Genomic DNA, 22,054 nt, shown 5'->3' on the forward strand with positions numbered 1-22,054 from the left:
GGGGCCTGAGGGCAACCGATCCGGGACGTCCACGGAGCCGGGGTCCCCGGAGGGCGTCCCCGGCAGGCGGTCAGCCCTGGCGGCGGGCCTCTTCCGCGGCTTTCTCCTCCGCCTCCAGCTCCGCGAACACGTCGATCGGCGCGGGCGCCTTCGCCAGGAAGACCCAGGTCAGCCAGACGGCCAGCAGAAACGGCGGGATCTTCAGGGCGACCAGGACCCAGCCCAGCTTGGTGGTGTCGGACCACCAGTACAGCGGGAAGAGGATCGCGCACTTGGCGAGCAGGATCAGACCCCAGGCCCAGCTGGCCTTCGCATAGGCCTTCTTGCGGCCCGGGTTCCGGGTCCGCCAGGAGAGGTTCTCCTTGAAGACCGGGCCCAGGATGAGACCGATCAGCGGCACCCCGGCGAGGGTCGTGACGATGTACGCGACCGCCAGCCCCAGCGTGTAGAGCATGCCGGGCAGATAGAAGTCCTTGGCGTTGCCGGTGAACATCGCGAACACCACGCCGAAGACCACGCCGAACACCCCGCTGAAGGCGTGCTTGACGGTGTCCTTCATCACCAGCCGGACCACGACCAGCACCAGGGACACCGCGAGCGCGGCGATCGCCGAGATGTGCAGGTCCTTGTTGACCGTGTAGATGGCGACGAAGAGCAGCCCCGGGACGACGGTCTCGACCATGCCCCGGACACCGCCGAACGCCTCGAAGAGCGCCGCTTCGGTGACCGCGCGGGCGTCGTCCGGCGGGGTCTGGTCGGTGTCCTGGGTCGGCTTGTCGAGGGACGTCACCGGCTACTCCCGTCCGAGGGGTCGCAGTTCGTACTTCGGGTTGAACAGCACCCGGCGGCCCCGGCTCATGGAGATCCGGCCCGATGCGATCAGCCGGCGCCCCGGTTCGATACCCACGATGGAGCGCCTGCCGAGCCACACCACGTCCAGCGCCGCGGAGCCGTCGAACAACTCGGCCTCCAGGGCCGGGACTCCGGCGCGGGGACGCAGGGTGACCGTGCGCAAGGTACCAGTTACGGTGACGATCTGCCGGTCCTGGCAGTCGCCGATCTTCGTACAGCCCGCCGTCTCGGCGTCCTCACGCAGCTCCTCGGACTCCAGGTCCTCCTGCGACGAGGAAAGCCGGTCGAGCATGCGCCGGATCCGGCCGGCCGGCTTTGCGGAACGAGGAACAGCACCCATACCTGAAGCGTACCGGGGCCCGCCGACACCGCCGTAGCCGAGCTCACTTCACCACCGGGCTCATCTCTCGAACCGGTATCCCATCCCCGGCTCGGTGATGAAGTGCTTCGGGTGGGAGGGGTCCGCCTCCAGCTTGCGGCGCAGCTGCGCCATGTACACGCGCAGGTAGTTGGTCTCCGTCCCGTACGACGGCCCCCACACCTCCTGGAGCAGCTGCTTCTGGCCGACCAGGCGGCCGGTGTTGCGGACCAGCACCTCCAGCAGGTGCCACTCGGTCGGGGTGAGCCGGACGTCCTTGCCGTCCCGGTTGACCTTCTTGGCGGCGAGGTCGACGGTGAACCCCTCGGTCTCCACGGTCGTCAGCTCGTCCTCGCCCGCCCCGACCGGCTCGGCCCGGCGCACCGCGGCCCGCAGCCGGGCCAGCAGCTCGTCCATGCCGAAGGGCTTGGTGACATAGTCGTCGGCGCCCGCGTCCAGCGCCTCGACCTTCTCGTCGGAGGAGTGCCGGGCGGACAGCACGAGGATCGGTACCCGGGTCCAGCCGCGCAGCCCCCTGATCACCTCGACGCCGTCCATGTCGGGCAGGCCGAGGTCGAGCACGATCACGTCGGGGTGGCGGGAGGCGGCCAGTTCCAGGGCGGTACGGCCGTCGGGCGCGGCGTCGACCTCGTACTTGCGCGCCTTGAGGTTGATCACGAGGGCGCGCACGATCTGCGGCTCGTCGTCGACCACGAGCACCCGGGTCGTCATAGGGTCTGCCTTTCTGGTTCTGCGGTGTCCTCCGCTGTGTGGAGGGGGTCCGGAGCCGCTCCTGCCGCGCGCAGGGTGAGCACCATGGTGAGCCCGCCGCCCGGCGTGTCCTCGGCCTCGAGAGTGCCGCCCATGGCCTCGGCGAAGCCCCGGGCGACCGCGAGACCGAGCCCGACGCCGGCGCCGCGCGGGGCGTCGCCGTACCGCTGGAAGGGCGCGAAGATGCGGTCCTTGGCCTCGTCGGGGACGCCGGGCCCGCGGTCCACCACGCGCACCTCGACCCGGTCGGCCATGGCGCTCGCCGAGACCAGTACGGGCCGTCCGGGCGGGCTGTACTTGACGGCGTTCTCGACCAGGTTGGCCACCGACCGCTCCAGCAGTCCGGGGTCGGCCTCGATCATGGGCAGGGTTTCGGGCACGTCCAGTTCGACGCTGTCGTCGGGCACCCCGCCGAGCGCCATCGGCACGACCTCGTCGACGTCGGTCTCGCGGATCAGCGGGTTGACCGTGCCGGTCTGGAGCCGGGACATGTCGAGCAGGTTGCCGACGAGGTGGTCGAGGCGGTCGGCGCCCTCCTCGATGCCCTCCAGCAGCTCGGCCCGGTCCTCCTCGGACCACTCCACGTCGGCCGAGCGCAGACTCGACACGGCCGCCTTGATCCCGGCCAGGGGCGTGCGCAGGTCGTGGCTGACGGCGGCCAGCAGGGCGGTGCGGATGCGGTTGCCCTCGGCGAGGGCGCGGGCCTGGTCGGCCTCCTCCTTCAGCCGCCTGCGGTCCAGCGTGACGGCGGCCTGCGCGGCGAAGGCGGCGAGCACCCGGCGGTCCTCTGCGGGCAGCACCCGGCCGGTGAGCGCGAGGGCCAGGTGGTCGCCGACGGGCACGTCGACGTCGGCCTGCTCGGGCCGCTCCAGCTGCGGCCCGAAGCCGGCCCGCGCGGCGCAGGTCCAGGGCTCCAGGTCGCCCGCGCGTTCCAGCAGGGCCGCCGACTCCATGCCGAAGGTCTCCCGGACCCGCTCCAGCAGCTCCTCCAGGCTGGTCTCGCCGCGCAGCACGTTGCCGGCGAGGAAGGAGAGGATCTCCGACTCGGCGCGCAGCCGGGCGGCCTGGTGGGTGCGCCGGGCCGCCAGGTCCACCACCGAGGCCACCGAGACGGCGACGCCGAAGAAGATCGCGATGGCGACGATGTTCTTGGGGTCGGCGATGGTCCACCGGTGCAGCGGCGGGGTGTAGAAGTAGTTCAGCAGCAGGGAGCCGAAGGCCACCGAGGCCAGGGCGGGCAGCAGGCCGCCGATGAGGGCGGCGGCGACCGTCACGGCCAGGAACAGCAGCATGTCGTTGGCGAGGCCGAGGTCGGTCGCGCTCAGCAGCAGCGCGAGCACCGCCGGGCCGGCCAGCGCCGTCAGCCAGCCCGCGATGATCCGGGCCCGCCCGAGCCGGGCGCCCCGGGCGACGGGCAGTCCGCGGCCCTTGGCGACCTCTTCGTGGGTGACGATGTGCACGTCGAGGTCGGGCCCGGAGTCCCGGGCGACCGTGGCGCCCACGCCCGGCCCGAAGACGTACTGCCAGCTCTTGCGGCGCGAGGAGCCGAGCACTATCTGGGTGGCGTTGACGCCCCGGGCGAAGTCCAGCAGCGCGGCCGGGATGTCGTCGCCGACCACCTGGTGGAACGTACCGCCCAGGTCCTCCACCAGGGTCCGCTGGACGGCCAGCTCCTTCGGGGAGGCCGAGGTCAGCCCGTCGCTGCGCGAGATGTACAGCGCCAGCACCTCGCCGCCGGCGCCCTTCTCGGCCAGCCGCGCGGCACGCCGGATGAGCGTACGGCCCTCCGGCCCGCCGGTGAGCCCCACGACGATCCGCTCGCGCGACCCCCAGATCGTGGAGACCCGGTGCTCGCTGCGGTACTGGTTCAGGTACTCGTCGACCCGGTCGGCCACCCACAGCAGCGCCAGCTCGCGCAGCGCGGTGAGATTGCCCGGCCGGAAGTAGTTGGACAGGGCCGCGTCGACCTTGTCCGGCTGGTAGATGTTGCCGTGCGCCATCCGGCGGCGCAGCGCCTGCGGGGACATGTCGACCAGTTCGATCTGGTCGGCCCGGCGCACGACCTCGTCCGGCACCGTCTCCTGCTGCCGCACCCCGGTGATGGACTCCACCACATCACCGAGTGACTCCAGGTGCTGGATGTTGACCGTCGAGACCACATCGATCCCGGCCGCCAGCAGCTCCTCGACGTCCTGCCAGCGCTTGGCGTTCCGGGAGCCGGGGACGTTGGTGTGGGCCAGCTCGTCCACGAGCGCGACCGCGGGGGCGCGGCGCAGTACGGCGTCGACGTCCATCTCGGTGAAGACGCCGCCCCGGTACTCGATCTCCCTGCGCGGCACCTGCTCCAGGCCGTGCAGCAGCGCCTCGGTGCGCGCCCGGCCGTGGTGCTCGACGAAGGCGACGACGCAGTCGGTCCCCCGCTCCACCCTCCGATGCGCCTCGGACACCATGGCGTACGTCTTGCCCACGCCCGGTGCGGCACCGAGATAGATCCGAAGCTTGCCGCGCGCCATGCTCTTATTGTCTTCCCGTCACTCTTGCCCACGCAGCGTCGACCTTACGGCCAACGATGCGGACACAAGGGACGAGCGCCTGCCGAAGGGCACACTTTGACGCAACCCTGACGGCCGCGGGCCCCGCGGCTGGGGGGCCGTGTCGCACGAACGGGCCGCGCCCGACGAGGGCACGGCCCGTGAACCCGTCCGCTAACGGACTTCCGTGATCTCGGGGCCCCGCTGCAACTGCCCCATGCCGCCCGAGAAGCGCGAGGACTCCTCCTGCTGGACCCCCTCGGGGACCATCTGCGCGTCGTTCGGCAGCTTGAGGACGATCGGGTCGCGAGGCGCCATCGGCCCCTCGCCGCGGACCACGACGGTGTCCCGGAAGATCTGCTCCAGCAGCCCGGCGGCCTGCGGCTGCACGGCACCCTGCCCGGAGATCACACCGCGCAGGAACCACCGCGGACCGTCCACGCCGACGAACCGCACGACCTGGAAGCCGCCCGTGCCGTCCGGCAGCTGCACCGGCACCTGTGCCCGCAGCTCCCAGCCCAGCGGGCCCTCGACCTCGTCGACGATGCCACCCTGCTGGGTGATGCCGGACGCGATCTCCTCGCGGACCTCGCCCCAGATGCCCTCCCGCTTGGGCGCGGCGAAGGCCTGGAGCTGGATCGCGCTGTCCCTCAGGACGACGGTCGCGGCGACGATCGCGTCACCGGCGACCTCGACCCGCAGCTCCATGCCGTCGACGCCGGGTACGAACAGACCGCCGAGGTCCACGCGGCCCTCGGCCGGGTCGCGCACCTCCTCGCTGTCCCAGGGGCCGTCGGGCCGGGGCCCGGGTTCCAGCCGGACGCGCTCGCGCCCGGCCTCCTCTTCGTCCGCCTCGGTGTCGACGTTGTCGACGACCTGCTCGGCCTCGCCGGCCGCGTCCTCGGCGGCACCCTTCTTCTTGCGACGTCCGAACACGTCACTGTCCTTCCCGGTCGGATACGACCGAAGCGTATCGATTCCCACCCGTCGGGCCGCCCATGGCGGCCTGACCGCTTGTGCCGCTCTCGCCGCCCACCGCGGCGTGGCCGCCGGTGGACCCGAAGCCCCCTTCGGCCCGCGCCGAGCCGGGAAGCTCCGCGACCTCCTGGAAGCGGACCCTCTCGACCTGCTGGACGACCAGTTGGGCAATCCGGTCGAAGCGCTCGAACCGCACGGACTCGCGCGGGTCGAGATTCACCACGATCACCTTGATCTCCCCACGGTACCCGGCATCAACCGTCCCCGGGGCATTCACGAGGGCGACACCGCAGCGGGCTGCCAGGCCGGAACGGGGGTGCACGAAGGCCGCGTACCCCTCGGGGAGCGCGATCGACACACCGGTGGGCAGCACGGCCCGCTCGCCGGGCGCCAGCTCGCACGCCTCGGTGGTGCGCAGATCCGCTCCGGCGTCCCCCGGGTGCTCATAGGCCGGAAGCGGTACGTCCGGATCGACGCGCCGGATCAGCACGTCCAGGGGGTCACGGCTCACGGGTTCACCTCGAAGGCTCGGGCGCGCCGGATCTGGTCCGGGTCGTTCATGGCGGCCTGGATCTCCTCCGTGCGGCCGTGGTCGATGAAGTGGTCGACCTTGACCTCGATGAAGAGGGCGTCGGCGCGGACGGCGACCGGTCCGTCGGGGCCGCCGATGCGGCCGGTCGCGGTGGAGTAGATCTTCCGCCCGGCGACGGCGGTGACCTCGGCCTCCAGGTGGAGCGTGGTGCCGACGGGCACGGGCCGGACGAAGTCCGTCTCCAGCCGTCCCGTCACGGCGATGGTGCGCAGCAGCCAGTTCAGCGAGCCGAGGGTCTCGTCGAGGGCGGTGGCCAGCACCCCGCCGTGCGCGAGGCCCGGGGCGCCCTGGTGGGCGGGCTGGACGGTGAACTCGGCGGTCAGCGAGACGCCCTCGCCGGCCCGCGCCTCGAGGTGCAGGCCGTGCGACTGTCCGGGGCCGCATCCGAAACAGTGTTCGTAGTGGGCGCCGAGGAGTTCCCCGGGCGCGGGCGCGTCGGGGTGCCGTACCGGTGTCACGGCGTCGGCGGGAGGCTGAAGGCTTGCGGAACTACCACTCACAGCCGCAGACCTTACCCGCGCATCGGCCCGGTCCGGATGCCGTGCCAAGCTTGGCTTCATGCAGCTCTCCGCCACCCCTTACGAAGAACGCCTCACCGCCCCCCGCTCGTGGTGGCTGATCAGCTTTCTCGTGGGTGTCTCGTTCGCCCTGATCCTGCTCCCCTTCGGCACCCTGCCGATGCTCGGCGGTCTGGTCGGCGGTACGGCCGTGGCGGCGGTGGTCGCCAGCTCGTACGGCTCGATGCGGATCCGGGTGGTGGGTGACGCGCTGATCGCGGGCGAGGCGAAGATCCCGGTGTCGGCGCTGGGCGAGTCGCACGTCATGGACGCGGAGGAGGCCCGGGCCTGGCGCACGTACAAGGCCGACACCCGCGCCTTCCTGCTGCTGCGCGCCTACATTCCGACGGCCCTGCGCGTGGAGGTCACGGACCCGCAGGACCCGACGCCGTACCTGTACCTGTCGACGCGTGAGCCGGAGCGGCTGGCGGCGGCGATCGAGACCGCGAAGAAGGCGCACGCCTAGCACCCGTCCAGCGCCCGCCGGGGCCTCGGGAGCGTTCAGAGCTCGCCGGGCAGGTCGCGCAGCTCGAGCGGGTTCTCGGGTTTCTCCAGCGCCGGCAGCTCCCGCAGCCGGTCCCACGGCACCTGGTGTCTGCGCAGGTCGGCGCGGATGCGCGCGGCGAGTCTTCGGGTGTCCCGGCGGTTCATGACCGCGCCGACCGCGGCTCCCACCAGGAACGGCGCCAGGTTGGGCAGATCGCGCAGGGCGCGCTTCATGATCTGCTGGCGCAGTTCGCGTTTCATCCGGCCGCCGAGGGCGGCGTCGTACGTCGAGGGCTTCAGCACCTCGATGCCGCGCTCCCCCGACCAGGAGGACAGATACGCGGCGCTGCGGGCCTTGAGGTTCCCGGGCGGACGCAGGCCGTAGACCTCGTGCAGTTCGGCGATGAGCTTCAGCTCGATCGCCGCGACCCCGGTGATCTCGGCCGCCAGCTCGGTCGGCATGGCCGGCGGTACCGGCAGCATCGCCGCCGCGCCGATTCCCGCGCCGATCGTGGAGGTCCCGGCCGCCGCGCCCGCCACCAGCTTGTCGGCCAGCTCTTCGGGCCCGAGGCCCGGGAACTGCCGGCGCAGGGTCGCGAGGTCGCGTACGGGCACACGCGGGGCGATGTCGATGATCCGGTCGGCGACATGGGCGATCCCCACGAGGGCGCGCCTGCGGCCCCTGAGGGCCCCTTCCCGGGCCATCGTCAGGGCTTTGCCACGCAGGACCGCCACCCGTCGCTGGACGGCGGGCGCGGTCTGCTGTTCCGGCTCCGGCGGCTGGTCCCGGTCGGCCGCCGGTCCGAGCGAGGCTCCCGTACCGAATGAGCCCCGCTCGTCGTCACGCGTACCGTGCGGGCCGTGCACCCGCCGTTGGTCCGCTCCCCGCCGGGGGAAGCGGCGCTTCCGATGAGGGGTCGAGCCAGTCATGGCCGACCCGTCCTCAGTCGCAGTCGCGGCAGATCGGCTGGCCGTTCTTCTCGCGGGCGAGCTGGCTGCGGTGGTGTACCAGGAAGCAGCTCATGCAGGTGAACTCGTCCTGCTGCTTCGGCAGCACACGGACTGCCAGCTCCTCGTTCGAAAGATCGGCGCCGGGCAGCTCGAGGCCTTCGGCGGCCTCGAACTCGTCGACGTCCACCGACGAGGTGGACTTGTCGTTCCGCCGGGCCTTCAGCTCTTCAAGGCTGTCCGAGTCGACGTCGTCGTCGGTCTTGCGTGGAGTGTCGTAATCGGTTGCCATATCGCTCTCCCCCTCTGGGTGTCTGCGGTGTCTCCAGCGCACGTAACGCGTGAGAGGCCGGACTTGTGCCCGACCTGAGGCGGAGATTTTGCCTCACATCAAGGGCTGTTACTCAATCGACACCCAACCCGACCCCTCAAGAGTGATCGGCTTGGATGGCGCTGTGGACCGTACACGGTTCGAATGCCGCACCTCAAAGGCGCCTCACCGTGTACTTCCCGTGATCAAGAGCCCTGAAAACCAGGACTTTCCCGGCTTTCCGGCTTGTGTCATGATCACGGACCGTACATGGCTGGAAATCCGCCTATGTGATCGATCACACAAAGTGAAGCCCATTCGGCCCCCGGAAAATTCCGCGTGAAGCGAACATCCTTCGCGTGTGTCGGTCGTAGATCACAACGGCAGGGTGACGCGCATCACCAGGCCGCCGCCCTCCCGTGGCTGCGCCACGATGTGGCCGCCGTGCGCGCGGGCCACGGAGCGGACGATGGACAGGCCGAGGCCGACACCCTTGTCGCTGCCCGTACGCTCCGTACGGAGCCGCCTGAAGGGCTCGAAGAGGTTGTCGATCTCGTACGCCGGCACCACCGGGCCGGTGTTCGACACCGTCAGCACCGCCTGCCCGTGCCGCACCTCGGTGCTCACCTCGACCCATCCGTCCTCCGGCACGTTGTACCGCACGGCGTTCTGCACCAGGTTCAGGGCGATCCGCTCCAGCAGGACGCCGTTGCCCTGGACCACGGCGGCCTTGCGCTCGCCGCGCACGCTGACGCCCTTGGCCTCGGCCTCGGCGTGCACCTGGTCGATGGCCTGCGAGGCGACCTCGGCCAGGTCGACCGGCCCCCGCTCGACGATCTGGTTGTCGCTGCGGGCGAGCAGCAGCAACCCCTCGACCAGCTGTTCGCTGCGCTCGTTGGTGGCCAGCAGCGTCTTGCCGAGCTGCTGGAGCTCCACCGGCGCGTTCGGGTCCGAGAGGTGCACCTCCAGCAGCGTGCGGTTGATCGCCAGTGGGGTGCGCAGCTCGTGGGAGGCGTTGCCGACGAAGCGTTGCTGGGCCGTGAATGCCCGCTGGAGGCGCTCCAGCATGTCGTCGAAGGTGTCCGCCAGCTCCTTCAGCTCGTCGTCCGGGCCGTCCAGCTCGATCCGGCGGGACAGGTCGGAGCCGGCCACCTGGCGGGCGGTGCGGGTGATCCGGCCGAGCGGGGACAGCACCCGGCCGGCCATCGCGTAGCCGAACGCGAAGGCGATCACCGCGAGGCCCAGCAGGGCCAGCAGCGAGCGGCTGAGCAGGTTGTCCAGGGCGGCCTGGCGCTGCTGGTCCACGCAGTGGGCGATCGCGTCGTTGAAGTCCGACAGCGGGAGGCTCGTGGTGTTGATCGCGGGGCAGCTGTCGCTGGAGACCTTCAGCTCCTGGAAGCTGACGATCTTGAACAGTGGCTGGTTGCCGGTGCTGATCGCCTGCGCGGCCAGCAGATAGATGATCGACAGCAGCAGGATGCCGGCGATCAGGAACATGCCGCCGTACAGCAGCGTGAGCCGTATGCGGATGGTGGGGCGCAGCCAGGGGAAGGGCGGCTGCGGCCGCCTGGGGTCCCAGGTGGGCTTCGGTGGCGCCTGCGGCGGCGCGGGTGTCGTGGCCACGGCGGATCAGATCCGGTAGCCGGAGCCGGGCACGGTGACGATGACGGGCGGCTCGCCCAGCTTGCGGCGCAGGGTCATGACCGTGACGCGCACCACGTTGGTGAACGGGTCGGTGTTCTCGTCCCAGGCCTTCTCCAGCAGCTGCTCGGCCGACACCACGGCGCCCTCGCTGCGCATCAGCACCTCCAGGACCGCGAACTCCTTGGGCGCCAGCTGGACCTCCTTGCCGTCGCGGAAGACCTCGCGGCGGTTGGGGTCGAGCTTGATGCCGGCGCGCTCCAGGACCGGCGGCAGGGGCACGCTGGTCCGGCGGCCGAGGGCGCGCACGCGCGCGATCAGCTCGCTGAACGCGAACGGCTTGGGCAGGTAGTCGTCGGCGCCGATCTCCAGGCCCTCGACGCGGTCGCTGACGTCGCCGGAGGCGGTGAGCATGAGCACGCGCGTGGGCATGCCCAGTTCGACGATCTTGCGGCAGACGTCGTCGCCGTGCACGAGCGGGAGGTCGCGGTCGAGGACGACCACGTCGTAGTCGTTGACGCCGATGCGCTCCAGGGCGGCCGCACCGTCGTACACGACGTCGACGGCCATGGCCTCCCGGCGCAGTCCGGTGGCCACCGCATCGGCGAGCAGCTGCTCGTCCTCGACGACGAGTACGCGCACGTCGCTTTCCTTCCTGATGTCCACCCGCGTAGCACGCCGTGGGCGGGTGCGGGCAGGGGTGTTCGTGGGATGTGACCTCCATCCTGCCCTTTTCGGCCGTAAGTCGGCTGTAAGGCGGTGGGTGGACCGCAGGATCGGCGTTCCGGGGCGGGAATCCCGGACTTTCTCCGCCGGTTGAGGTTTCCGGGGAGTGAAGCGGGGGGAGGACGGCTTTACACCCCGCGATCACGCTCTGCATGTGCCGTAACACCATGCGGTACCTTGATCCGCTTCGCAGCGTGGGCGCGGGTGTCCGGCACCGTCGCCGCCCAGCAGGGCAGCGCTGGGCACCCTCGTCAGACGTGATCGCCGCTTCCCATACGGCACACCCCCGTGCCACCGACCCACGACCCAGGACGAGGGGGCGCAGCATGGACGCTTTCACCGCAGGACTTCTGCAGCGCATAAAGGCGACCGAGTCCGACCTGTCGCGGGCTCGTGACGAGGGCGACGACTTCCTCGCCGAGGTGGAGCAGGCTGAGCTCGACGACCTGCGCCGCCTCGCCGCCGAACACGGTGTGGAGGTCGGCGCGTCACGCGTCTGATCGGCCCGGCAGCGCATGAAGGGCCCCCGGCGAATCCAGCGCCGGGGGCCCTTCGCATGCTCAGACGCGCTCAGCCGGACCCTTCGCATGCTCGGCCGGGCCCGGTCGGGCCCTTGGCGTGCTCAGTCGTGCCAGGCGCCGAAGTCCTCCAGCAGCCGCTGGAGGGGCTCGAAGACACCCGGCGACCCGGCGACGGTCAGCTCGCGTGAAAGCCGCTCTCCGGGCCGTCCACCGGTCTGCGCGCCGGCCTCCCGCGCGATCAGGTCCCCCGCCGCGTAGTCCCACGCGTTGAGGCCCCGCTCGTAGTACGCGTCCAGCCGGCCGCAGGCCACATCGCACAGGTCGATCGCCGCCGAGCCGCCGCGCCGGATGTCCCGCACCAGCGGGATCAGCCGGGCGGCCACCTCGGCCTGGTGGGCGCGGACCTCGGTGACGTAGCCGAAGCCGGTGGAGACCAGCGCCTGGTCCAGCGGGGGCGCGGGACGGCAGGCGAGGGTCCGCTCGCCCTCCCAGGCGCCCGTGGCCCACGCACCGCCGCCGCGCACCGCCTGGTACGTCTCACCGCGCATCGGGGCCGCCACGACCCCGGCGACGGTCTCGCCGTCCACCTCGGCGGCGACGGACACCGCCCAGGTGGGCAGGCCGTAGAGGTAGTTCACGGTGCCGTCGAGCGGGTCGATCACCCAGCGGACACCACTCGTGCCCGGGGCGGAGGCGCCCTCCTCGCCGAGGAAGCCGTCGTCGGGGCGGCGCCCGGAGATCAGATCGGTGATCAGCTTCTCCGCCGCGATGTCCATCTCGGTGACGACATCGATCGGGCTGGACTTGGTCCTGGCGACCTCCAGGCCGGCCGGGCGGCCGTCGCGCAGCAGCTCGCCGGCGCGGCGGGCGGCCTCCTGGGCCAGTTCCAGCAGTTCCCGGTGCAGGGCGTCGGTCACGGGTCTCCTCACGCGTAGGGGCTGTCGGCACCGGCGGCGGCCGGGCGCGGGGCGCGGGCCGGGCAGCAGCCGACCGGGCACAGGTGATGGCTCGCACCCAGCGCGCCCAGGGCGCAGGGGGTGACGTCCTGGCCGCGCTCCACGGCGGCGCGCTCCGCGATCAGCTCGCGGACGGCGGCGGCGAACCGGGGGTCGGCGCCCACGGTGGCCGAGCGGCGCACCGGCAGGCCCAGCTCCTCGGCCTTGGCCGTGGCCTCGGTGTCGAGGTCGTAGAGGACCTCCATGTGGTCGGAGACGAAGCCGATGGGGGCCATGACGACCGCCGGGACGCCCGCGGCGTGCTGCTCCTCGAGGTGGTCGCAGATGTCGGGCTCCAGCCACGGGATGTGCGGGGCGCCGGAGCGGGACTGGTAGACGAGCCGCCAGGGGTGGTCGACGCCGGTGCGCTCGCGGACCGCGTCGGCGATCAGCTGGGCCACCTCCAGGTGCTGCTCGACGTAGGCGCCGCCCTCGCCGTGCGCCTCGACCGGGCCGGAGGTGTCGGCCGCGGAGGTCGGGATGGAGTGGGTGGTGAAGGCGATGTGGGCGCCGGCGCGGACGTCCGCGGGGAGGTCCTCCAGGGAGCGCAGCACGCCGTCGATCATGGGCTCGACGAAGCCGGGGTGGTTGAAGTAGTGCCGCAGCTTGTCGATCTTCGGCAGCTCCAGCCCCTCGGCCTTCAGGGCGGCCAGCGCGTCCGCGAGGTTCTCGCGGTACTGCCGGCAGCCCGAGTAGGAGGCGTAGGCGCTGGTGGCGAGCACCAGGATGCGGCGGCGGCCGTCGGCGACCATCTCGCGCAGGGTGTCCGTCAGGTACGGCGCCCAGTTGCGGTTGCCCCAGTAGACGGGAAGGTCCAGGCCGTGCTCGGCGAAGTCCTTGCGCAGGGCGTCCAGCAGAGCGCGGTTCTGTGCGTTGATCGGGCTGACTCCGCCGAACAGGAAGTAGTGCTGCCCGACTTCCTTCAGGCGTTCCTTCGGGATGCCACGCCCGCGCGTGACGTTCTCCAGGAAGGGGACGACGTCGTCCGGGCCTTCGGGGCCGCCGAAGGAGAGCAGGAGCAGGGCGTCGTAGGGCGTGACATCGAGCGCGTCTGGCATGTGTCGATCCTGCCACCCGGTGCCGACAGCCGGGAAACAGCCGGATGAAGAGTCGGACTACAGCGGGTTTATGACGCTTTTTCCCCTGACTTTCGAGGGTGCACTTAGGTTTACCTAACTCGTAAGCTGTATCCGCCGCATTCGCGCCTTACCGAGCCGCTTCGGAGACCACGTGCCCAGCCCTTACCGCGCCCTGTTCGCCGCCCCCGGCACCAAGGCCTTCTCCGCCGCCGGGTTCCTCGGCCGGATGCCGCTGTCGATGACCGGCATCGGCGTGGTCACGATGGTCTCCCAGCTCACCGGGCGGTACGGCCTCGCGGGCGCGCTGTCGGCCACCATCGCGCTGTCCGCCGCGGCGATCGGCCCGCAGATCTCCCGGCTGGTCGACCGGCACGGTCAGCGCCGGGTGCTGCGCCCGGCGACCCTGGTGGCCCTCACGGCGGCGGCCGGGCTGCTGCTCGCCGCCCATCTGCGATGGCCGGACTGGGTGCTGTTCGTCTGCGCGGCGGGGATCGGCTCGGTGCCGAGCCTGGGCGCGATGATCCGGGCCCGCTGGGCGGCGCTGTACCGGGGCACGCCCCAGCTGCACACCGCGTACTCGCTGGAGTCGGTCGTCGACGAGGTCTGCTTCATCTTCGGCCCGATCATCTCCATCGGGCTGTCCACGGCCTGGTTCCCGGAGGCCGGCCCGCTGCTGGCCGCCTGCTTCCTGGCCGTCGGCGTCTTCTGGCTGACCGCCCAGCGCGGCACCGAGCCCGAGCCGCACCCGCGCGAGCATCTCGGCGGCGGTACGGCCCTGCGCTCGGCCGGGCTCCAGGTGCTGGTGGCGACCTTCGTGGCGACCGGCGCGATCTTCGGGTCCGTGGACGTCGTCACCGTCGCCTTCGCCGACGACCGCGGCCACAAGGGCGCCGCGAGCGTGGTGCTCGCGCTGTACGCGGCCGGCTCCTGTGCGGCCGGGGTGGTCTTCGGGCTGCTACGGTTCGCCGGGGCACCGGAACGCCGCTGGCTGCTGGGCGTGGCGGCGATGGCCGTGAGTATGATCCCCCTCCTACTGGTCGGAAACCTGCCGCTTCTGGCCGTGGCGCTGTTCGTTGCGGGGCTGTCCATCGCGCCGACGATGATCACGACGATGTCCCTCATCGAAGAGCACGTACCTCGTGCCCGGCTCACCGAGGGCATGACCTGGGTGAGCACCGGTCTCGCGGTCGGTGTCGCGCTCGGCTCCTCCGTGGCCGGCTCGGTCATCGACGCCGCCGGGGCACGCGCGGGGTACGGGGTTCCGGTGGTCTCCGGGGCCGCCGCGGTCGCGGTCGGTTTTCTCGGGTACCGCCGGCTGCGCAGGCCGGCCGCGGGGCGGGGAGGCACCGTTGAGCAGCACAGCGAACGGGAAGATCGGCACCTGGCGTAACTGGGGCGGCAATGTCACCGCCCGCCCCGCCCGGCAGGTCGCTCCGGCCTCCGTGGCGGACCTGGCGGCGGCCGTGCGCCGGGCCCGGGAGGACGGCCTGAAGGTGAAGGCCGTGGGGACCGGCCATTCCTTCACCTCGATCGCGGCCACGGACGGAGTGTTGATCCGCCCTCAGCTGTTGACCGGAATACGCACCATCGACCGTGCGTCCATGACGGTCACGGTCGAGGCGGGTACTCCGCTCAAGAGACTCAATGCGGCCCTGGCGCGCGAGGGGCTGTCGCTCACCAACATGGGCGACATCATGGAGCAGACCGTCGCCGGGGCGACCAGCACCGGCACGCACGGCACGGGCCGCGAGTCCGGCTCCATCGCCGCCCAGATCAAGGGGCTGGAACTCGTCACCGCGGACGGCTCGGTGCTCACCTGCTCCGAGAAGGAGAACCCCGAGGTCTTCGCCGCCGCCCGGACAGGCCTCGGCGCGCTCGGCATCGTCACCGCGATCACCTTCGCCGTGGAGCCGATCTTCCTGCTCACCGCGCGCGAGGAACCGATGCCCTTCGACCGGGTGCTCGCCGAGTTCGATCAACTCTGGGCCGAGAACGAGCACTTCGAGTTCTACTGGTTCCCGCACACCGCCAACACCAACACCAAGCGCAACAACCGCAGCGCGGGCCCCGAGCAGCCCGTGGGCCGGCTGGCCGGCTGGTTCGAGGACGAGTTCCTCTCCAACGGCGTCTTCCAGGTGGCCCAGTGGGTCGGCCGCGCCGCCCCCGCCACGGTCCCGGCCATCGCACAGATCTCCAGCAGGGCGCTGTCCGCCCGGACGTACACGGACATCCCGTACAAGGTCTTCACCTCACCGCGCCGGGTGCGCTTCGTGGAGATGGAGTACGCCGTCCCGCGCGCGGCCCTGGCGGACGCCCTGCGCGAGTTGAAGGCCATGGTCGACCGCTCGGGGCTGCGGGTCGGCTTCCCGATCGAGGTGCGCACCGCGCCGGCCGACGACATCACCCTGTCCACCGCATCCGGCCGGGACAGCGCCTACATCGCCGTCCACATGTTCCGGGGCACCCCGTACCAGGCGTACTTCACCGCCGCGGAGCGCATCTTCACCGCGTACGAGGGGCGTCCGCACTGGGGCAAGCTGCACACCCGGGACGCGGAGTACTTCGCCCGGGTGTATCCGCGTTTCGAGGAGTTCACGGCGTTGCGGGACCGCCTCGACCCGGACCGGCTGTTCCAGAACGACTACCTGCGGAGGGTTCTGGGCCGGTAGACGGTGCCCTGGTGAACTCCCCGGGAGCGGACGGAACTTGCCTGCCATTCGTTCCGTTTCCGGGGATTGCGTGAAGTTCGCCACGTTCATGATCCGCAAAACCGCTTGCGCCGGGCCGAGTTGCAACCCTTGCCAGAAGTTGGGCGGCGCGCCAATCCACGCACGTGGTCCGAATGGAGTACTGTTGCGAGCCCTGGGTCCGGTCTCCCACCAGGGTGTCCGCGGCCCCGCAAGGACCGCCGGGAGGGGGCTAGTTGCACACGGTGACGGAGTTGGTCACTGAGCGTTGCGAACAGGTAACCGTGCCATAACGGCGACTCAGGGCCCGCGCCCGACACGCCGGGCAACTCGGCAAGGTTGTGGCAGGCTGCACCCGGGCAGGCCACACTCGACTAGCGGAAGCAGCGACGCACGTGACGTCGGCAGGCACCACCCGGGAGGTCCCCATGCCCGAACTGCGTGTCGTGGCCGTCTCGAATGACGGCACACGACTGGTGCTGAAGGCTGCCGACTCTACGGAATACACGCTTCCGATCGACGAACGGCTCCGCGCCGCCGTGCGCGGCGACCGGCCCCGCCTCGGCCAGATCGAGATCGAGGTCGAGAGCCATCTCCGGCCCCGTGACATCCAGGCGCGGATACGCGCGGGTGCCACCGCCGAGGAGGTCGCCCAGCTGGCCGGCATCCCCGTCGACCGGGTACGGCGCTTCGAGGGACCCGTGCTGGCCGAGCGCGCCTTCATGGCCGAGCGCGCCCGCAAGACCCCGGTCCGCCGCCCCGGCGAGAACTCCGGCCCGCCGCTCGGCGAGGCCGTGCAGGAGCGGCTGCTGCTGCGCGGCGCCGAGAAGGACACCGTGCAGTGGGACTCCTGGCGCCGCGACGACGGCACCTGGGAGGTGCTCCTCGTCTACCGGGTCGCGGGCGAACCGCACTCGGCGAGCTGGACGTACGACCCGCCCCGGCGGCTCGTCCAGGCCGTGGACGACGAGGCGCGCTCGCTGATCGGCGAGTCCGACGACCTCGCCGTGCCGGAGCCCAGCTTCCCGTTCGTCCCGCGCATCGCCCGGCTGCCGCGCGAGCGGTCGATGGACCGGGCGCTCGACCGGAGCGACCGGGAGCGGCCCGCGCTGTCCGCGCAGCCGTCCGAGCCCGACGAGGAGAGCACGGGCGAACGCGACTCGCTGACCAGCCTGCTGGAGGCCGTGCCCAGCTTCCGGGGCGACCTGGTGGTGCCGGAACGCCCCGCGGAGGACCCCGAGGAGCCCACCGACGAACCGGTGGAGGAGGAGCCCCCGGCGCCCGCCGCCTCGGCCGGCTCGGCCTACGCGGACGTCCTCATGCCCCGCTCGGTCGGCAGCCACCGGGACCGGCTCATCGGCGCCACCGACCGCCAGGCCGAGGCCGACGGCGTCCGCCCCGGGCGCCGTGCCGCCGTTCCGAGCTGGGACGAGATCGTCTTCGGCACCCGCCGCAAGAAACAGGAGTAGCCCGTCGTACGGACGCGCGAAGAGCCGTACGGACGAACGCGGAAGCGGGGGCACGCGCGCGTGCCCCCGCTTCGCCCTGCCCTACTGCGGGTCCGCGCCCACCGCCACCGGCCGGGACGGGTCCGAGGACCACTCGGACCAGGAACCGACGTACAGGGCCGCCGGGATGCCCGCCACCGCGAGCGCCAGCACCTCGTGCGCGCCGGAGACGCCCGAACCGCAGTAGACGCCCACCTCGGTGTCCGGCGAGACACCGAGGGCCTTGAAGCGGTCGCGCAGCTCCGCGCCGGGCAGGAAGCGGCCGTCGGGGCCCACGTTCTCCGTGGTCGGCGCCGACACCGCGCCCGGGATGTGCCCGCCGACCCGGTCGATCGGCTCCACCTCGCCCCGGTACCGCTCCCCCGCGCGCGCGTCCAGCAGGACGCCCGTACGGGCCAGCGCCGCGGCCCCGTCCGCGTCCAGCAGGCCCACCGCGCCCGGCTCCGGGGTGAAGTCGCCCTCGGGCACGGTGTGTTCCCCGGTCTCCAGTTCGCCCTGCCAGGACGGCAGTCCGCCGTCCAGGACCCGCACGTCCGGGTGACCGGTCCAGCGCAGCAGCCACCACGCGCGCGCGGCCGCCCAGCCCTGTCCGCCGTCGTACACGACGACCGGACGGGACCTCGACACGCCCGCGCGGCGCATCGCCGCGCCGAACTCCGCGAGGTCCGGCAGCGGATGCCGGCCCCGGGCCCCGGGTGCGGAGGCCAGCTCCCGGTCCAGGTCGACGTAGACCGCGCCGGGCAGATGCCCGGCCGCGTACTCGGCCCGGCCGTCGAAGGCGGGAGCGCCCGCCGCCTTCGCCAGACTCAGCTGCCAGCGGACGTCCAGCAGCACGGGCGGGGTCTGCGCGGTCAGCTCGTGGGCCAGATCGGTTGCGGTGATGATGGCTGTCATGGCGTCCATCCATACGCCAGGGGTGGCCGCGGCGTCCAGGTCCGGCTACTCTGCTCCGCCGACACCTCGATCACGAGGCGTAGGGGATCGAGCACGTGCTGTACAGCCGAACAGGCAGCCGCCGGCCGTCCCCAGGAGAGCGGCGAAAGACGGCAGATCTGGCATTCTCCCGGACACACCGCCGGGTCGCGGCGCGGTACGGCCCGCGGCACCGGAGAGGATGCGGGCACCGGCACGGGCGGACACGCGAGCCGCGTGGACACCCCTTCCGGGGAGCGGAAGCGACACGGCCCCCACGAGGGGCCGAGGAGAGAGTGATCGATGACCGAGGCACGGGAGTCGGCCGGTCCGCACGCGTGGTGCGTGCCCGGCGCACCCTGCTGGGTGAGCCTGATGGCGCACGGGCTGACCGCCACCGAGGAGTTCTACGGCGAGCTGTTCGGCTGGGAGTTCCGGCCGGGCCCGCAGCAGCTCGGCCCGTATGTGCGGGCGCTGCTCGACGGGCACGAGGTGGCCGGCATGGGCCAGCTGCCGCCGGATCACCGGCTGCCGATCGCCTGGACGCCGTACTTCGCATCGGACGACGTGGACCGGACGGCGGACGCGGTCCGGCTGTGCGGGGGCACGGTCGCGGTGGGCCCGCTGGACGCGGCCGACGCCGGGCGGATGGCCATCGCCGCCGACCCCTCCGGGGCGGTGTTCGGGATCTGGCAGGGCTCCGCGCATCTGGGCACGGCGATCACCGGGGTGCCCGGCACACCGGCCTGGAACGAACTGCTCACCTTCGAGACCGAGGGCGTCGCCAAGTTCTACGAGACGGTGTTCGGTTACGAGGAGGAGCCGATGGTCTCCCCCGGCTTCGACTACGTCACGCTGCGCGTCGGCGGCCGTCCGGTGGCCGGTCTGCACGGCGTGGGGCATGCCCTGCCCCGGGACCGGGGCCCGCACTGGCAGACGTACTTCGAGGTCGCCGACACCGACGCGGCGCTGCGACAGGTCGCCGGCCTGGGCGGCCGGGTGCTCAGCCCGGCCCACGACAGCGCGCACGGCCGGGTCGCGACGGTCGCGGACCCGGAGGGCGCGGTCTTCTCGGTGCTCCAGAACCCGCGCTGAGCCGCTGCGCGATCAGGCCGGCTGGACCGGCAGGACGTCCGGGGAGAGGGCCGCCGCGTGGGAGGACGCGGCGGTCATCCGGCGCCGGTGATGACGGCGGCACAGCACCTCGTAGCCGACCTCGCCGGCGGACTGGTTGACGTCGCCCACGACCACCTGGGCGCCCTCGACGACCATCTCTCCGCCGACCGTGCGGGCGTTGTGCGTGGCGCGGGCGCCGCACCAGCACAGCGCCTCCACCTGGAGCACCTCGATGCGGTCCGCCAGCTCCACCAGCCGCTGCGAGCCGGGGAAGAGCTTGGAGCGGAAGTCGGTGGTGATCCCGAAGGCGTAGACGTCCAGACCGAGATCGTCCACCACGCGCGCGAGCTGGTCGATCTGCTCGGGGGCGAGGAACTGCGCCTCGTCCGCGATCACGTAGTCCACCCGGCCGCCCTGCGAGAGGTGGTCGACGATGTACGCGTACAGATCCTGGTCGTCCGCGACCTCCACCGCGTCGGTGACCAGCCCGAGCCGCGAGGACAGCTTGCCCTCGCCCGCGCGGTCGTTCCGGGTGAAGATCATGCCGACGAGGCCGCGCGCGGAGCGGTTGTGCTCGATCTGGAGAGCCAGCGTCGACTTCCCGCAGTCCATCGTTCCGGAGAAGAACACCAGCTCGGGCATGAGGAGTTGAGCACCTTTCGGTGAGAGGTCACAGCGGTGGGAAGGGTCAGGAGCGTACTTCGAGCAGCGGGACGAACTGCTCGGCGGGCGTCATCGAACCGTGGTTGCCGACGAGCGCGGACTCCTTCGGCTCCCGCTCGGAAGCGATGATCAGCACGTCGTCGTGCGCGGCCGCGATCACATCGCCGAGGCGGGCGAGGACCCGGTCGTCGACCCGTGGCCCGAACCAGCCCGCCGCGACCGCCTCGTCCCGGGAGGCCACCCAGAACTGCTCGCCGAGCACCTCGCGCCAGCAGGCCAGTACGTCGTTCTCGGCGCCCTGCACCGCGTACACATGCCGCGCCCGGCCCTCGCCGCCCAGCAGGGCGACCCCGGCGCGCAGCTCCCAGTCGGTGTCGAAGTCGAGGCGGTGGTCCTCGTCGAAGGGCACGTCCACCATGCCGTGGTCGGCGGTGACGTAGAGCACGCTGCGCGGCGGCAGCTGCTCGGCCAGGCGCTGGGCGAGCCGGTCCACGCACATCAGCTGGCCGCGCCAGGTGTCGGAGGCGACGCCGTAGCGGTGGCCCGCACCGTCCAGCTCGGAGTAGTACGTGTACACCAGCGAGCGGTCCCCGGCGGCGAGTTGCTCGGCCGCGAGGTCCATGCGCTCCTCGCCGGTGAGCCGGCCGTGGAAGGTGCCACCGCTGAGCGCGACCTTGGTGAGCGGGGTGTTTTCGAACAGCGGCGAGGAGACCTGGGCGGCGTGCACCCCGGCCTGGTGGGCCAGCTGGAAGACGGTCGGGTACGGCTGCCAGGGGCGCGGGTCGGTGTACGGCTGCCAGCGGAGCTGGTTCATCAGCGCGCCGGTGGCCGGGTTGCGCACGGTGTAGCCGGGCAGGCCGTGGGCGCCCGGCGGCAGTCCGGTGCCGACGGAGGCGAGGGAGGTCGCGGTGGTCGCCGGGAAGCCCGCGGTCAGCGGGCGGCCGGTGCCGCCGCGCGAGCCGGCGAGCAGGGAGGTCAGGAAGGGGGCCTCGGCGGAGTGCGCGCGCAGCTGCTCCCAGCCGAGCCCGTCGATCAGGAAGACGCAGACCCGGTCGGCCGCGGTCAGCTCCGGGATGGTCGCGGTCAGGTCGGGCACGCCCATCCCGGCGGCCAGCGTGGGCAGCAGGTCGGCGAGGGAACCGGTGCCGTACTCGGGCAGCGGTGCGGTGTCCAGGGCGAGCGGTTCCGGGTGGTCCCAGGCGGAGAGCTGGGACATCAGCGGGCGATGTCCGCGGTCGCCTCCGAGATGGCCTGCGCGAAGGCGAGCGCCTGGCGCACCGTCTCCGGGCCGTCCCCCGCCTCGCTGACGCGCAGGCTGAGGTCGTCCGCCGTGGAGCTGCCCGTGTAGCCGTGGTCGGCGTCGCAGTTCGGGTCACCGCAGGCCGCGGGCTCCAGATCGAGGCGGTTGACCGCGCCCCACCCGATGGTCAGCACGACCTCGCGGGGCAGGGTGCCCGGCGTGTACTGCTCCGGGTTCGCCACGACACGGCTGACCACGACCGACGAGATCCGGTCGAGCTTCACGGACTCGGTGGAGGTGGTGGCGTACGGCGTCGGGGAGGTGTTGTCGGCGGCCTGCTCGTCGGTGTGGCTGACGATGAAGCGGTTGGTGCTGAGGACCAGCACGGTGACGTGCCGGCGCACCTCGTTCTGGTCGAACGTGGTCTCCTGGTGGACCAGGTACGACCGGATGGGCTCGCCGCCCACAGCGGCCTCCACCGCCTCGGCCACGAGGGCCGGGTAGTAGCCGCTGCGCTCGATCGCCGCGCGCAGCCCCTGGGTCGTCGTACTGGTCTTGGCCATGGCGTCCATCCTAGTCCGTG

23 protein-coding genes are annotated in these 22,054 nt (G+C 72.0%); 6 read left to right on the forward strand and 17 right to left on the reverse strand.

Annotation, left to right across the window (positions count from 1 at the left end):
- Positions 1-70: 70 nt before the first annotated feature.
- The 7 genes from ACWCV9_RS24490 to ACWCV9_RS24520 form a co-directional block, all read right to left on the reverse strand.
- Positions 71-790 carry a DUF3159 domain-containing protein gene (locus ACWCV9_RS24490; protein ID WP_450789547.1) on the reverse strand — a complete coding sequence of 240 codons (720 nt, stop codon included), beginning with the start codon at positions 788-790 and terminating at the stop codon, positions 71-73.
- A gap of 3 nt (positions 791-793) precedes the next feature.
- The gene (locus ACWCV9_RS24495; RefSeq protein ID WP_450789548.1) at positions 794-1,192 is read right to left on the reverse strand and encodes an OB-fold nucleic acid binding domain-containing protein; all 399 of its coding nucleotides are present in this window, start codon (positions 1,190-1,192) and stop codon (positions 794-796) included.
- Positions 1,193-1,252: 60 nt separating this feature from the next.
- The gene (locus ACWCV9_RS24500; RefSeq protein WP_450789550.1) at positions 1,253-1,942 is read right to left on the reverse strand and encodes a response regulator; all 690 of its coding nucleotides are present in this window, start codon (positions 1,940-1,942) and stop codon (positions 1,253-1,255) included.
- Positions 1,939-4,494, reverse strand: coding sequence for an ATP-binding protein (locus tag ACWCV9_RS24505; RefSeq protein ID WP_450789552.1), 2,556 nt, complete (start codon positions 4,492-4,494; stop codon positions 1,939-1,941). Before ACWCV9_RS24505 ends, ACWCV9_RS24500 begins: the two co-directional genes overlap by 4 nt.
- Before the next feature lie 192 nt (positions 4,495-4,686).
- Positions 4,687-5,448 (reverse strand): DUF3710 domain-containing protein, encoded by a 762-nt coding sequence (locus tag ACWCV9_RS24510; protein ID WP_450789554.1) that lies wholly within the window; start codon positions 5,446-5,448, stop codon positions 4,687-4,689.
- A 1-nt stretch (position 5,449) separates the two neighbouring features.
- Positions 5,450-6,001 (reverse strand): dUTP diphosphatase, encoded by a 552-nt coding sequence (gene dut, locus ACWCV9_RS24515; protein ID WP_450789556.1) that lies wholly within the window; start codon positions 5,999-6,001, stop codon positions 5,450-5,452.
- On the reverse strand, positions 5,998-6,582 hold the full coding sequence (locus ACWCV9_RS24520; RefSeq protein WP_450789557.1) for a PaaI family thioesterase: 585 nt from the start codon (positions 6,580-6,582) through the stop codon (positions 5,998-6,000). The genes dut and ACWCV9_RS24520 overlap by 4 nt, the downstream gene beginning before the upstream one ends.
- A gap of 58 nt (positions 6,583-6,640) precedes the next feature.
- Between ACWCV9_RS24520 and ACWCV9_RS24525 the strand changes: the two genes are divergently transcribed.
- Positions 6,641-7,105: a DUF3093 domain-containing protein gene (locus ACWCV9_RS24525; protein WP_450789558.1), complete on the forward strand. Its 465-nt coding sequence runs from the start codon at positions 6,641-6,643 to the stop codon at positions 7,103-7,105.
- 35 nt (positions 7,106-7,140) lie between these two features.
- On the opposite strand, the gene ACWCV9_RS24530 is transcribed toward ACWCV9_RS24525, so the two are convergent.
- The 4 genes from ACWCV9_RS24530 to ACWCV9_RS24545 all read right to left on the reverse strand — a co-directional run bounded on the left by ACWCV9_RS24530 (position 7,141) and on the right by ACWCV9_RS24545 (position 10,666).
- Positions 7,141-8,055 (reverse strand): hypothetical protein, encoded by a 915-nt coding sequence (locus tag ACWCV9_RS24530; RefSeq protein WP_450789560.1) that lies wholly within the window; start codon positions 8,053-8,055, stop codon positions 7,141-7,143.
- Positions 8,056-8,068: 13 nt separating this feature from the next.
- Positions 8,069-8,365: a DUF4193 domain-containing protein gene (locus tag ACWCV9_RS24535; RefSeq protein WP_003997302.1), complete on the reverse strand. Its 297-nt coding sequence runs from the start codon at positions 8,363-8,365 to the stop codon at positions 8,069-8,071.
- 393 nt (positions 8,366-8,758) lie between these two features.
- A complete protein-coding gene (locus ACWCV9_RS24540; protein WP_385840459.1) occupies positions 8,759-10,006 on the reverse strand; it encodes a sensor histidine kinase in 1,248 nt (415 codons plus the stop codon).
- Between the two features lie 6 nt (positions 10,007-10,012).
- Entirely contained in the window at positions 10,013-10,666 is a 654-nt protein-coding gene (locus ACWCV9_RS24545; protein ID WP_003993508.1) for a response regulator transcription factor, read from the reverse strand.
- A 410-nt stretch (positions 10,667-11,076) separates the two neighbouring features.
- Here ACWCV9_RS24545 and ACWCV9_RS24550 point away from each other — a divergent pair, with 410 nt between their 5' ends.
- Positions 11,077-11,250: a hypothetical protein gene (locus tag ACWCV9_RS24550; RefSeq protein WP_173456694.1), complete on the forward strand. Its 174-nt coding sequence runs from the start codon at positions 11,077-11,079 to the stop codon at positions 11,248-11,250.
- Positions 11,251-11,372: 122 nt separating this feature from the next.
- On the opposite strand, the gene ACWCV9_RS24555 is transcribed toward ACWCV9_RS24550, so the two are convergent.
- Both ACWCV9_RS24555 and ACWCV9_RS24560 read right to left on the reverse strand, forming a co-directional pair.
- The gene (locus tag ACWCV9_RS24555; protein ID WP_385840458.1) at positions 11,373-12,188 is read right to left on the reverse strand and encodes an inositol monophosphatase family protein; all 816 of its coding nucleotides are present in this window, start codon (positions 12,186-12,188) and stop codon (positions 11,373-11,375) included.
- A gap of 8 nt (positions 12,189-12,196) precedes the next feature.
- The gene (locus ACWCV9_RS24560) at positions 12,197-13,324 is read right to left on the reverse strand and encodes a ferrochelatase (protein WP_450789563.1); all 1,128 of its coding nucleotides are present in this window, start codon (positions 13,322-13,324) and stop codon (positions 12,197-12,199) included.
- Between the two features lie 172 nt (positions 13,325-13,496).
- Between ACWCV9_RS24560 and ACWCV9_RS24565 the strand changes: the two genes are divergently transcribed.
- From ACWCV9_RS24565 to sepH, 3 genes are all read left to right on the forward strand, one after another.
- Positions 13,497-14,735 (forward strand): MFS transporter, encoded by a 1,239-nt coding sequence (locus ACWCV9_RS24565; protein WP_450789564.1) that lies wholly within the window; start codon positions 13,497-13,499, stop codon positions 14,733-14,735.
- The gene (locus ACWCV9_RS24570; protein WP_450789566.1) at positions 14,695-16,014 is read left to right on the forward strand and encodes a D-arabinono-1,4-lactone oxidase; all 1,320 of its coding nucleotides are present in this window, start codon (positions 14,695-14,697) and stop codon (positions 16,012-16,014) included. Before ACWCV9_RS24565 ends, ACWCV9_RS24570 begins: the two co-directional genes overlap by 41 nt.
- 446 nt (positions 16,015-16,460) lie before the next feature.
- Positions 16,461-17,501, forward strand: a complete 1,041-nt coding sequence (sepH, locus tag ACWCV9_RS24575; RefSeq protein ID WP_385840454.1) for a septation protein SepH — start codon at positions 16,461-16,463, stop codon at positions 17,499-17,501.
- Between the two features lie 81 nt (positions 17,502-17,582).
- On the opposite strand, the gene ACWCV9_RS24580 is transcribed toward sepH, so the two are convergent.
- Complete coding sequence (locus ACWCV9_RS24580; protein WP_450789567.1) at positions 17,583-18,434, reverse strand: sulfurtransferase; 852 nt, start codon at positions 18,432-18,434, stop codon at positions 17,583-17,585.
- Between the two features lie 321 nt (positions 18,435-18,755).
- Between ACWCV9_RS24580 and ACWCV9_RS24585 the strand changes: the two genes are divergently transcribed.
- Positions 18,756-19,547, forward strand: coding sequence for a VOC family protein (locus ACWCV9_RS24585; RefSeq protein ID WP_450789568.1), 792 nt, complete (start codon positions 18,756-18,758; stop codon positions 19,545-19,547).
- A gap of 12 nt (positions 19,548-19,559) precedes the next feature.
- Here the strand turns inward: ACWCV9_RS24585 and ACWCV9_RS24590 are convergent, their stop codons facing one another.
- The 3 genes from ACWCV9_RS24590 to ACWCV9_RS24600 are packed head-to-tail and all read right to left on the reverse strand — an operon-like array spanning position 19,560 to position 22,043.
- On the reverse strand, positions 19,560-20,210 hold the full coding sequence (locus ACWCV9_RS24590; RefSeq protein WP_450789570.1) for a thymidine kinase: 651 nt from the start codon (positions 20,208-20,210) through the stop codon (positions 19,560-19,562).
- Positions 20,211-20,256: 46 nt separating this feature from the next.
- Entirely contained in the window at positions 20,257-21,447 is a 1,191-nt protein-coding gene (locus ACWCV9_RS24595) for an alkaline phosphatase family protein (protein WP_450789571.1), read from the reverse strand.
- Complete coding sequence (locus tag ACWCV9_RS24600) at positions 21,447-22,043, reverse strand: DUF5998 family protein (RefSeq protein ID WP_385840449.1); 597 nt, start codon at positions 22,041-22,043, stop codon at positions 21,447-21,449. Before ACWCV9_RS24600 ends, ACWCV9_RS24595 begins: the two co-directional genes overlap by 1 nt.
- Between the last annotated feature and the right edge of the window lie 11 nt (positions 22,044-22,054).

It is taken from the genome of Streptomyces sp. NPDC001606, from assembly GCF_053596835.1.